Genomic DNA, 11,757 nt, shown 5'->3' with positions numbered 1-11,757 from the left:
CCAACCGGCTCGTCGGCATCCTGCACGGCTGCCTCAAAACCGGAACGCTCTACGACGAGACGACCGCCTGGTCGCATCACCCTCAAAGCGCCGCGGCTTGACATTCAAACCTCCTGGGATGTCTTTCACCGGACAGGTTCGAGTTGTGCGCCGACTTCGCCGGCGTCGGTGAGGACGGCGTCCCAGGTCAGGCCCGCCAGGGTGGCGGGGGCCGGTCCGCCGAGCAGGACGAGCGGCAGCGTGCGGGCCGCGGCGATCCTCCGGATCTCGTCCAGCGCGGCGTCCCGGTCGTACATGCCGGGTACGCCCAGGTACGCCCAGGGGCCGCCGGGCTCGCCGGCCGACGCGTCCACGACGACCATGTCCACGTCCGCCCGGTCGAGGACGATCGCGGCGTCGTGCGGGTACAGCGCGACGACCTCGACGTGCTCGGCGAGTTCGGCGGCCGTGCGCCGGGCGAGGACACCCGCGACGATCGGCCGGTCGCAGGGGCCGGCGACGAGCAGGCGGTCCTCGGGACGGTTCACGCGGTCGGGCGTGACCGCCCCGCCGCCGCCCCTGCCGGACGCCGGCACGGGCGCGTTGCGCTTGCGCCACAGCCGGTACAGGTCCCGTGGCAGCCGCCGGCCGCGCCGCGGGTTGCGCGCGGCTCCGGCGACGAGCCGCCCGAACTGCACGGCCGTCGAGGCTTCCAGTGCCGCGACCCGCTTCTCCAGTTCGGAGAGCCGCGCCTCGCGTTCGCGGAGCGTGGCCCGCAGCCGTCCGAGCTGCTGGTACGCCTTCGCCTCCTGGCGCGCGGCGGTCTCGGCCTCGTCACTCACCCAGATACCTCATGATCACTTCGGCGATGCGGGGACCGGCGTGGCCGTCCCACAGCGGCGGCTTGCGGTCGGCGGCGACCGGACCCGGCTCCGGCGCCGTGCCGATCAGGGGGGACGACCCCCCTGACCCCCCGTCCAGGCTCTTGCGGACTCCAGGCACGAGCTCCTCGAACGTCACGAGGCGGTTGGTGCCGTGGGTGATGGTGATGGGTCGCTCGGTGTTCGGCCGCACGGTCAGGCACGGCACGCCGAGAATCGTCGTCTCCTCCTGCAGGCCCCCCGAGTCCGTGACGACCGCCGCCGCCCCGCGCACGGCCGCGATGAAGTCGATGTACCCGAGCGGCTCCAGGATGTGCACGCCGTCGTGGTCGTCCAGCCCGGCGGCCAGCAGGTTCGCCCGGCCGCGCGGGTGGACGGGGATGACCAGGTCGGCGAGGTCGGCGACGCCGTGCAGGTGCCGGACGAGGGCGGCGGCCGTCTCGGGCGCGTCCACGTTCGCGGGCCGGTGCATCGTCGCCAGGACGTACCGGCCGGGCAGCCCGTGCGCCTCCCGGACCCGGTCCGTGTCGAACGAGCCGAGGTTCGCCAGCAGCGTGTCGATCATCGGGTTGCCGACGAGATGGGTCCGGTGCACCGGGACGCCCTCGGCCGCCAGGTGCCCGATCCCCTCGGGGCTCGTGACCAGGCAGAGCGCGGACAGCTGGTCGGTGATCCGCCGGTTGACCTCCTCCGGCATGGACATGTCGAAGCTGCGCAGCCCCGCCTCCACATGGGCGACGGGGATCTGCAGCTTGGCCGCGACGAGGGCGGCGGCGATCGTCGAGTTCACGTCGCCGTACACGATGACGAGTGCGGGTGAACGGCTCGTGAACTCCTTTTCCAGCCCGACGAGGAGCGCGGCGGTCTGCTCGGCGTGCCCGCCGGAGCCGACGCCGAGGTTGACGTCGGGTTCGGGCAGCCCCAGCTCGGTGAAGAAGATCTCCGACATCCGCGCGTCGTAGTGCTGGCCGGTGTGGATCACGGCCTGTTCGGCGCCGGCGGCGCGCAGCGCGCCGATCACCGGCGCGGCCTTGACGAAGTTCGGCCGCGCCCCGAGGACGTGCACGATGGATGCCAACACGATTTCCCTTCTGTTCATCGGGGTCGCCTACGCTCGCCCGCCGTGCTCACAAAGAAGCCCGTCTACCTGGTGGGACTCGCCTGGCGGCAGGTCCGGGACGACCCCGGCCGGGCGTCCCGGCTCGCGGTCCGGCTGCTCGCCCGCACCCCGTTCGGCGTCCGGCTGCGCCGTTCCCCGCTCGTGGTCCCGAAGCCGCGGGACGTCCGGCGCGAGACGGCCGACCTGCGCCGCCTGCTGGCCCGTCAGCCGCATCCCCGCGCCCCCCTCGCCAAGCCGCGGGGCAGGACCGTCCTGCAGTTCGTGACGAACTCGCTGCCCGGCACGAACGCGGGATACACCGTCCGCACGCACCGGATCGCCCAGGCCCAGCGGGAGGCGGGCCTCGACACCCACGTGGTGACGCGGCTCGGGTATCCGCTGAGCCAGGGCGGCGGGGACGCGCGGGCGCGGGTGGACGTCGACGGCGTCCCGTACCACCGGCTGCTGCCCTGGCTGCCGCCCGCCGACCCGGTGCGCGCCGTGGGCAGGAGCGCCGAGCTGGCCGGACGGCTGGTGGAGGAGCTGCGGCCGGCGGTGCTGCACGCGGTCAGCAACCACCTGAACGCGGCCGTCGCGCTGGAGCTGGGACGGCGGCACGGGCTGCCCGTCGTCTACGAGGTGCGCGGCTTCCTGGAGGACTCCTGGCTGTCGCGCGACCCCGCGCACCGCGAGACGGACGAGTTCTACCGGCTGACCCGCGAGCTGGAGACGCGCCGCATGGCCGAGGTGGACGCGGTCGTGACGCTCGGCGAGGCCATGCGGGCGGAGATCGCGTCCCGCGGCGTCCCCGAGGAGAAGATCACCGTGGTGCCGAACGGGGTGGACGAGACGTTCCTCGAACCGCTCCCCGACCCCGGCGACCTGCGGGAACGGCTCGGCATCCGCGGGGACGCCCCGGTCGTCGGCCTGACGTCCTCGTTCTACGGCTACGAGGGCATCGACACGCTCGTCGACGCGGCGGCGCTGCTGCGCGACCGGGGCTCGCCGGTCACGCTGCTGCTGGTCGGCGACGGTCCCGAGCGCGGCGCGCTCGAACGGCGCGCGGCCGGGCACGGCGTTCACGCCGTGTTCACCGGCCGCGTGCCGATGGGGTCCGTTCGCCGTTTCCACGCCGTCCTCGATGTGTTCGCGGTTCCGCGCCGTGCGGACCGGGTCTGCCGGTTGGTGACGCCCCTCAAGCCGATCGAGGCGATGGCCGGGGGAATCCCCGTCATAGCCAGTGATGTCAGGGCACTTCGCGAAATCGTGGAACCTGGCGTGACCGGCGCGTTAACAGTTCCGGAAGACCCGGAAGCATGGGCGAATTGCCTGGAAGACCTGGCTTACAGTCCGGAAAGAAGGCAGAAAATCGGGCAGGCGGCCCGGGAATGGGTCAGGGCGGAACGCACCTGGCGCACCGTTACGGCCGAATACCGGACCGCCTACGCGATCTCCTGAACCGCGACCGCGTACATTCTGCGAAGGGAGCCACCGGGTGGATCTGGTGGTCATCGGACTCGGCTACGTCGGACTGCCGCTCGTCCGGGAGGCATGCCGGGCCGGCCTGCGGGCCGGCGGCCTCGACCGCGACGCGCGCGTGGTCGCCGGGCTCAAGGCCGGACTGTCGCACATCGACGACGTCTCGCCGGCCGAGATAGAAGACATGCTGGAGGCCGGGTTCGTCCCGAGCCTGCACGAGGACGTCCTGGACGGCGCCCGCACCGTGGTCATCTGCGTGCCGACGCCGCTGTCGCCGGAGGGCGGCCCCGACCTCACCGCGGTGCGCGGCGCGGCCGAGACGGTCGCCCGGCACCTGGAGCCGGGGACGCTGGTGGTCCTGGAGTCGACCACGTACCCCGGCACCACCGAGGAGGTCGTCCGGCCGATCCTGGAGACGTCCGGGCTGGTCGCCGGGGAGGAGTTCCACCTGGCGTTCTCGCCGGAGCGGATCGACCCGGGCAACCCGGTGTACGGGGTCCGCAACACGCCGAAGATCGTCGGCGGGCTGACCCCGGCGTGCGCGTCGGCGGCGGCGGCGTTCTACGGCAAGTTCGTCGACCGGGTCGTGCAGGCCAGGGGCACCCGCGAGGCCGAGATGGCCAAGCTGCTGGAGAACACCTACCGGCACGTGAACATCGCGCTGGTCAACGAGATGGCGGTGTTCTGCAACGAGCTGGGCATCGACCTGTGGGACGCGATCGACTGCGCGGCCACCAAGCCGTTCGGGTTCCAGGCGTTCCGCCCCGGACCGGGCGTCGGCGGGCACTGCATCCCGATCGACCCGAACTACCTGTCGTACAAGGTCCGGTCGCTGGGCTACCCGTTCCGGTTCGTGGAGCTGGCCCAGGAGATCAACGACCGGATGCCCCGGTACGTCGCCGAACGCGCGCAGCAGCTCCTCAACCGGGAGGGACGCGCGCTGAAGGGCGCCAGGGTCCTGCTCCTCGGCGTCACCTACAAGGCCGACATCGCCGACCAGCGCGAGTCGCCGGCCCGCCCGGTGGCGCGGCGGCTGGCGCGGCTCGGGGCCGAGTTGTCGTTCCACGACCCGTTCATCGCGTCCTGGGACGTGGACGGCACCGAGATCCCCGACGCGGGCGCCGACCTGCCCGCGGCGCTGGCGGCGGCCGATCTGGCGATCGTCCTCGCCGATCACGCCGCGTACGACGCCGAGACGCTGACGCGCAACGCGCGCCTGCTCTTCGACACCCGGGGCCGGACGCGCAACGCCCACCTGGACACCGTCGAACTGCTCTAGCGGCCGCCGCGGAGGACGCGCAGGGGACGCGGAGGGGCCTCGGAGCGGACATGGCGCGCCACTAGCACACGGCGGACCAATCGCCCGGCGCCGTCCATGCCTCCGACAACCGGAATTCATCCGCAATTTCCATCGGCGGCCCAGACTCGGAATCACGTCAAAGGCTTCGGCACGGAGTGAGAGTAAATGCGGGTCTGCGTTTGCACGGTGGTGCATCACCCCGAGGACGCGCGCATTCTGCACCGGCAGATACGCGCGCTCCTCGACGCCGGCCATGAAGTCACATACATCGCTCCATTCCGGGCATGCAATGCGACCCCGTGGCGGCAGATCAGCCCCGTGGACGTGCCGCGCGCCACCGGACGGCGCCGCCTCAGGGCGCTGCGCGCGGCGCACCGCGCGCTCACCGAGCACGCCGCCTACGCCGACGTGATCCTCCTCCACGACCCCGAGCTGATGGTGTCCCTCCCCCGAGAGGTGCGCCGCCGGACCGTCGTGTGGGACGTCCACGAGGACACCGCCGCCGCCCTCAGCGCCAAGGGCTGGGTGCCGGCACCGGCGCGGCCGCTGCTCCGGCCCGCCGTCCACCGCCTGGAGCGGCGCAGCGAGCGGCGGCACCGGCTGCTGCTCGCCGAGGAGGGCTACCGGGCGCGGTTCCGCGAGGACCATCCCGTCGTGCCCAACACCACCTACGTCGCCGACGCGCCGCCCGGCCCGCCGGACGGCCGCCGCGCCGTGTACGTCGGGCAGCTGTCCAGGGCGCGCGGGGCGCTCGACATGGTGCACATGGCGCGTGCGCTGGCCGCCGAGGGGATCCTCGTCGAGCTGATCGGCGCCGCCGACGCCGACATCAGGAACGCGATCCGGGACGCGCAGCGCGAGGGGATACTGCGCTGGTACGGGTTCGTCCCCAACGACCGGGCGCTGCGCATCGCCGAGGGCGCGATGGCCGGGCTGGCGCTCTTGCACGACGAGCCCAACTACCGGCACTCGATGCCGACCAAGATCGTGGAGTACATGGCCCGCGGCGTCCCGGTCATCAGCACGCCGAACCCGCCGGCCGTGGACATCGTCGAGTCCGCCGGGTGCGGGCTGATCGTCCCGTTCGGCGACCCGGGCGCCGCCGCCAAGGCCGTGCTGCGGCTGCGCGACGACCCGGCGCTGCGCACCGAGCTCGGCGAGCGCGGCCACCGGGCCGCCCGCGAGCGGTACCACTGGCCGGTCCACGCCGCGCGCTTCGTCGCCCAGCTCGAAGCGTGGGCGGGCCGCGAGCACCTCCTCGCCGCCGAACCCGTCCCCGAGTTCTGACGGTCCTGACGGTTCTGCCGGTTCTGATCCGCTCCGCGCGGCGTCAGGAGGGGTGGTGCAGGCGGTGGGCGACGGAGCGGGCCAGCCGGGCGGCGACGCCCGGCGGCCGGTCGGCCTCGACCACCACCACGTACCGGCCGACGCGCAGGGCGATCATGCCGGCGGCGGGCCCGATCTCGTACGCCTCGTCCGCGCCGATGTCGCGGCGCTTGCGGGCCTTCGCCTGGGTGGCCTGGAGGGCGTCCAGCAGCTGCGACGCGACGTGCTCGGTCCGGCCGACCCAGCGGACGCTGACGGTGAAGCCGCCCACGGTCCGCTCCACGCCGGCGTCCTCCTGCCCCTCGCCGTCCTCTCCGGGACCCGCCGATCCGCCGGGATCGGCCGGCGAGGACCCGGCCGGGTCCGGGGACTCCGTGCCCTCGCCCTCGGGCTCCTCCCCCTCGCGGTCGCCGGGATCGCCGTCCTTCTCGGGCGGCTCGTACCGGCAGGACACCGGCCGCGGCAGCCGCACCGGCCCGGCGGACGCGCGGCGGGGCTCGGCGGTGTGGCCGTCCACGCGGGCCGCGACGAGGTCCGGTTCCGCCAGCAGCGAGCAGGCGTCCGGCCAGTCCGCCGCCGGGACGCCGCCCAGCTCGGCCGGGCCGCCGCCCGCGAGGCCGCCGCGGAGCGCGACCAGCCGCGCGGAACCGTCCGGGCGCGGCGCCGCCTGCGGGACGGCGGCGTACAGCAGCCCGCCCGCCGCCGCCAGCCACGGGCGGGGACCGGGCAGGTCGAGGTTCACCGAGATCGGCGCGGGCGCGCTCGTGGCATCCCCGCCGCCGGGGTCGACGATGTCGACGCCCGCGGGCAGCAGCCGCCCCGACAGCCGCGGGCGCAGCGCGAACACCTGCCCGCCCGCCTCCGCCAGCGCCGCGTACGCGGGGGTGCCGCGGCCCCACTCGAGCTTGCCGGACGGCACCCGCACCGCCTCCATGCGGGTCTCGCCGCGCTTGGCCCCGTCCGGGTGGTAGACGACGAGGAGCCGCCCCGACCGCAGCACCGCCGGGCACATGGTGTCGCCGCAGACCCCGGCGCCCTTCCAGACGCCGAACTGCCCGCCGTCCGCGTCGAACGCGCGCAGCGCCGTCCCGTCGGAGACGAGCGTCACGCCGTCCAGCATCGACACCTCGGGCGACTCCTTCGAGCCGAGCGGCCGGTCCCACGCGACGGTGCCCGCGCCCGGCTCGACCGCCAGCAGCCGGCTGTGCCGCGCCTTCCCGGCGCAGTCGAGGGCCAGCGCCGCGAGGTCCTCCCGCCCGTCGGACGGCCGCGAACTCCCCTCGAACAGCCGGCAGCCGCGCGGCAGCGGCAGCCGCCACACCCGGTTCCCGGTCACCGCGGAGACCCCGAACAGCGTGCGGCGCTCGTCATCGGTGGTGAGCAGGACGCCGGACCCGGCGGGCCAGCGCAGCGTGGTCCGGGAGACCGCGGCGGGGCGCGGCCCCTCGCGCTGCCACAGCAGGCCGCCCGACAGCGCGTCGAAGGCGATGACCAGCCGCTCGCCGCGGTCGCCGTCCCGCTCGAAGTAGCCGAGGAGCCGCGACCGCGTGGCCGCCCAGCCGAGCAGCGTCCAGCCGGAGCGGCGGTAGCTCCAGCGGTCCGCGCCGGTCCGCGCGTCGTGGACCTCCAGCCCGCTTCCGGACGCCGTCACCACCTGCCCCTGCGCGACCGCGTGGGCGAGCCCGTCGTAACCGGCGACGGAGCCGTGGTGGATGCGGGTCGTGCGCTCCCAGCTCACCGTGAGCGGGCCGGGCGGCGGCCCCACGTCGCGCTGCGGCGTGACGGGCTCGGCGGTCACGGTGTGCCGTACCTGCCACCACTCCGCGCCGAGGACGAACCGGTCGACCAGGACGGCGGCGAGCGCGATGGCGACGACGCCGGACACCACGCCGAGGGCCACGCGGACCCCGCCCACGGACTCCGGCCGGCCGCCCGGCCGCTGCCGGCCTTCGCCCACGCCCCCCACGCCTCCCATCGCGTACCGGTGGAAAAGGACGACAACCACCATGCCCTGTGCGGGGCGCCCGCGCGACAGAACGGCGGAACCCCCCGGGGTCGCGCACCCCTGACGTGACCATACGGTCATGAAGTGGGATGATCCCGCCCATGGAACGGGAGTGGGTCGTCGAGGAGAGCGTGGCGGTCGCGGCGCCGGCGGAGGACGTGTACGCGGCGGTCGCCGATCCGCGCCGGATGCCGGAGTGGAGCCCGGAGGTGTTCGCCGCGTGGGTGCGCGGGCGGACGGTCACGGCCGGGACGAGGTTCGTCGGGTGGAACCGCAGCGGGTGGCGGGTGTGGTTCACCACGTGCCGGGTGACGTCCGCCGTGCCCGGCGAGGTGTTCGCGTTCCGCGTGTCCAGCTTCGGGATCCCGGTGGCGCTGTGGGGGTACCGCGTCGAGGACGTCGCGGACGACCCGTCCGCGCCCCGGACGCGGCTCACCGAGTACTGGGAGGACCTGCGGCGCGACACCCGCGGCGCCCGGTTCGTCTCGCTGCTCGGCAGGCTGTTCACCGGCGTCCCCGCCGGCCGCCGCGCCGCCGTCAACCGCGCGGGGATGCGCGCCACCCTCGACCGCGTCAGGGCGGCCGTCGAGCGGGACCGGGCCGGCACGGGATGAGGCGGGCCCCCGCCGGTCCTTGGCAGGAAAACAAGAACCTGTTCTACTAACGGTGTGACAAGCGCCGTGCAAGCCCACGCGATCCAGGGCGAGCGGGTCGAGCTCCCGGTGCGGATCCGCGACGCCGCGGTGGCGTCGGCGATGTTCGCGGTGCCCGCCGACGCCGCCCGTGCCGTCATCTCCTACTCCGGGCTCGACGTCGCCGAGCCGCTGCCGGGACGGGCGATCTGCTCGCTGGCCTTCGTCCGGTACACGGACGGCGACCTCGGGCCGTACCACGAGTTCGCCGTGGCGTTCCTGGTCCGGCCGCCCAGCTCGGCACCGCCCTCGGGGCCGCTGGGCCGCCTGCGCGGCATGGCCGGCGTGGGCGCGTTCATCCACTGGCTGCCGGTCAACCAGGAGTTCACCCTTGAGGCCGGGCGGACGATCTGGGGCTTCCCGAAGGAACTCGCCGACATCCCCATGGACCTGGCCGGGCGGGTGAAGCGGTGCGCGGTCCGGTTCGGCGACCGGACCGCGATCGAGGTGGCGGTCGGGCCGGGAGCGCCGATGCCGGAGGGCTCTGGAGCGCCCAAGGTCGAGGCGTACTCGTGCATGGACGGGGTCACCCGCCGGACGCCCTGGACCGTCACGCCGTCCGAGGTGCGGATGCGGCCGGGCGGAGCGAAGGTCGTCCTGGGCGACCATCCCGTGGCGGAGGAGCTCCGGGGACTGGGCCTGGACCGGGCGCGCGCGCTGAGCAGCAGCACGGTCGGCCACCTCCGGATGACCTTCGGGGCGGCCGAGGAGGTGCGCCCATGATGCGGACGGCGCTGGTGACCGGTGCCGCGCACGGCCTCGGCGCGCTGGCCGCGCGGCGGCTGGCGGCGGCCGCCTGGGACGTCGTCGCGGTGGACCTGGACGCCGACGGCCTGGCCAGGACGGCGCTGCGCTCCCCCAACATGCACGTCCGGACGTGCGACGTCACCGACCCCGAGGCCGTCGCGGACGTGGTGGCGATGGCCGGGCCCGTGCAGCGCGTCGTACACGCGGCCATGATCTCGCCGGCCGCGCCCGCGCTGGAGCAGCCCTTCGCCGAGGTGGAGCACGTCCTGCGGACCGACGTCCTCGGCACCGTCCACGCCGTGCGGGCGACCCTTCCCGGCATGCTGGAACGCGGGCGCGGCGAGCTGATCCTCTGCCCGGACCACCCGGTGCCGGGCGCGGCGGCCGCCGCCGCGGCCTCCGCCGCCGTCGCCGCGTACACCGACGCGCTCTGGGCGGAGCACCGCGGGCAGGGCGTGACGTTCCGCTGCTGCCGCACACCGCACGGGGTTCCCGCGCGCCTGGTGCTCGACGCCATCGACCGGTCGCTCGCGCGGCCCGCCGGGGAGACGCACGTCCGGGTTCCCGGCGGCACCCTCCGCGAGCGTCTCGGCTCCCTGCCGACGCGCCGTTCACCTGCCGATACGGTCGCGCCGCGCTGAAGGTCGGACCGACCGAATAAGCTGTCTCTTCGCCCCTTCGGGGGTGCCGGGGGACGTCCCCGGCGCGACACTCGTGCGAGGAGCAGCCTGCATGTCGTCCCAGGTCACCGGGCGTCCGACCGACTCCGGCGGCACGGTCAAAGACCGGGAGATCGCCGCCGAGCAGCGCTACGTCGACATCGCCTACGCGCGGCTGGAGGAGATGCGCGCGGAGGCCCAGGCCATGATCCGCGAAGGCTACCGGCAGTCCCTCGCCGGAACCAAGGGCTCGCTGGTGGACCGGGACGCGATGGTCCACCAGGCCGCCATGCGCGCCCAGGCCCTCGACATCGCCGACGACGGGCTGGTGTTCGGCCGGCTCGACCTCGCCCCCGCCGACAGGGACGCCCGCGAGGTCCGCTACATCGGCCGCATCGGCGTGCGGACCGGCGAGCACGACTCCCTGGTCATCGACTGGCGGGCCCCCGCCGCCGAGGACTTCTACCGCGCCACCCCCGAGGACCCGCGCGGCGTCGTGCGCCGCCGCGTCCTGCACTCGCGCGGGCACACGGTCGTCGACCTGGAGGACGACCTGCTCGACCCGGACGCGGCCGACGGGATGACGATCATCGGCGACGGCGCGTTCCTCGCCTCCCTCGCCCGCACCCGCGAGGGCGAGATGCGCGACATCGTCGCGACGATCCAGCGCGAGCAGGACGAGGTGATCCGCGCCCCCGCCGACGGCACCGTCCTGGTGCGCGGCGCCCCCGGCACCGGCAAGACGGCCGTCGCCCTGCACCGCGTCGCGTACCTGCTGTTCCGGCACCGGCGCCGGTTCGGCTCCCGGGGCGTGCTGGTCATCGGCCCGAACCGCCGGTTCACCGCCTACATCGAGCGGGTGCTGCCGTCGCTCGGCGAGGGCTCGGCGACGCTGCGCTCGCTCGGCGACCTCGTCGACGGCGTGACCGCGACCGTGCACGACCCGCCGCGGCTCGCGCGGGTCAAGGGCGCGGACGCGATGGCGGCGGTGCTGCGGCGCGCCGTCACCGACCACGCGCCCGGCGCCCCCGGCGAGCTGCGCGTGGTGTTCAAGGGCGTCGTCGTCGCGCTCGACCGGGCCCGCCTCGACCAGATCAGGAGCGATGTCCACCGGCGCAGCCGCGGCAGCGTCAACGCGGCGCGCGGCCGGGCAGCCGAGGCACTCCTGGACGCCCTGTGGGACCGCTTCAACGACATCGGGGGCCCCGACGCGGCCGAGGAGGCGGAGGGCGCCGAGGAGGGCCTGTGGAACGCGATCCTCGCCGCCGACGGCCTCGCCGAGCTCGACGAGGAGCCCCCCGCACGCGGCGGCGGCAGCGGCAGCGGCGGCGGTGACCCCCAGCGCGACCAGTTCGTCGCGCGGGTCCGCGAGCAGCGCGCGTTCACCGACTTCCTCGTCGCGTGGTGGCCGATCCGCCGCCCGCTGGACGTGCTGCGCTCGCTCGGCGACCCCGACCGGCTCCGCCGCGCCGCCGGACGCGACGTCGACCGCGCCGCCGTCGAGCCGCTCGCCCGCTCCTGGGCCGGGGACGCGCCGCTCAGCTACCAGGACGTGGCGCTCCTGGACGAGATCGACGCGCTGCTCGGCTC

General features: G+C 74.8%; 9 protein-coding genes and 1 pseudogene. 7 read left to right on the top strand and 3 right to left on the bottom strand.

The features are described 5' to 3' along the window. Nucleotides 1-125 precede the first annotated feature (125 nt). Both E1289_RS32060 and wecB read right to left on the bottom strand, forming a co-directional pair. Nucleotides 126-821 (bottom strand): hypothetical protein, encoded by a 696-nt coding sequence (locus tag E1289_RS32060; RefSeq protein ID WP_131986946.1) that lies wholly within the window; start codon nt 819-821, stop codon nt 126-128. After that, nucleotides 814-1,929, bottom strand: a complete 1,116-nt coding sequence (gene wecB / locus E1289_RS32055; protein ID WP_243713284.1) for a UDP-N-acetylglucosamine 2-epimerase (non-hydrolyzing) — start codon at nt 1,927-1,929, stop codon at nt 814-816. The genes E1289_RS32060 and wecB overlap by 8 nt, the downstream gene beginning before the upstream one ends. 54 nt (nt 1,930-1,983) lie before the next feature. On the opposite strand from wecB, the gene E1289_RS39230 reads away from it, so the two are divergent. From E1289_RS39230 to E1289_RS32035, 3 genes are all read left to right on the top strand, one after another. After that, nucleotides 1,984-3,417, top strand: a complete 1,434-nt coding sequence (locus tag E1289_RS39230; protein WP_243713283.1) for a glycosyltransferase family 4 protein — start codon at nt 1,984-1,986, stop codon at nt 3,415-3,417. A gap of 37 nt (nt 3,418-3,454) precedes the next feature. Beyond that, nucleotides 3,455-4,717, top strand: coding sequence for a nucleotide sugar dehydrogenase (locus tag E1289_RS32040; protein ID WP_131986938.1), 1,263 nt, complete (start codon nt 3,455-3,457; stop codon nt 4,715-4,717). A gap of 186 nt (nt 4,718-4,903) precedes the next feature. After that, nucleotides 4,904-6,025 carry a glycosyltransferase family 4 protein gene (locus tag E1289_RS32035; protein WP_131986936.1) on the top strand — a complete coding sequence of 374 codons (1,122 nt, stop codon included), beginning with the start codon at nt 4,904-4,906 and terminating at the stop codon, nt 6,023-6,025. 43 nt (nt 6,026-6,068) lie between these two features. Here the strand turns inward: E1289_RS32035 and E1289_RS32030 are convergent, their stop codons facing one another. Then, complete coding sequence (locus tag E1289_RS32030) at nt 6,069-8,021, bottom strand: PQQ-binding-like beta-propeller repeat protein (RefSeq protein ID WP_165970690.1); 1,953 nt, start codon at nt 8,019-8,021, stop codon at nt 6,069-6,071. Nucleotides 8,022-8,170: 149 nt separating this feature from the next. On the opposite strand from E1289_RS32030, the gene E1289_RS32025 reads away from it, so the two are divergent. From E1289_RS32025 to E1289_RS32010, 4 genes and pseudogenes are all read left to right on the top strand, one after another. Continuing rightward, on the top strand, nt 8,171-8,683 hold the full coding sequence (locus E1289_RS32025) for an SRPBCC family protein (RefSeq protein WP_131986932.1): 513 nt from the start codon (nt 8,171-8,173) through the stop codon (nt 8,681-8,683). 54 nt (nt 8,684-8,737) lie between these two features. Continuing rightward, nucleotides 8,738-9,484 carry an acetoacetate decarboxylase family protein gene (locus tag E1289_RS32020; protein ID WP_243713282.1) on the top strand — a complete coding sequence of 249 codons (747 nt, stop codon included), beginning with the start codon at nt 8,738-8,740 and terminating at the stop codon, nt 9,482-9,484. Further along, nucleotides 9,481-10,149: an SDR family NAD(P)-dependent oxidoreductase gene (locus tag E1289_RS32015; protein ID WP_131986930.1), complete on the top strand. Its 669-nt coding sequence runs from the start codon at nt 9,481-9,483 to the stop codon at nt 10,147-10,149. Before E1289_RS32020 ends, E1289_RS32015 begins: the two co-directional genes overlap by 4 nt. A 91-nt stretch (nt 10,150-10,240) precedes the next feature. Continuing rightward, nucleotides 10,241-11,757 (top strand): annotated as a pseudogene (locus E1289_RS32010) (AAA family ATPase); the annotation flags it as partial.

This window comes from Actinomadura sp. 6K520 (assembly GCF_004349245.1).
Lineage (GTDB): Bacteria > Actinomycetota > Actinomycetes > Streptosporangiales > Streptosporangiaceae > Spirillospora.
The sequence above is the reverse complement of the archived record's forward strand: the minus strand, read 5'-3'. Positions and strand labels throughout refer to the sequence as shown.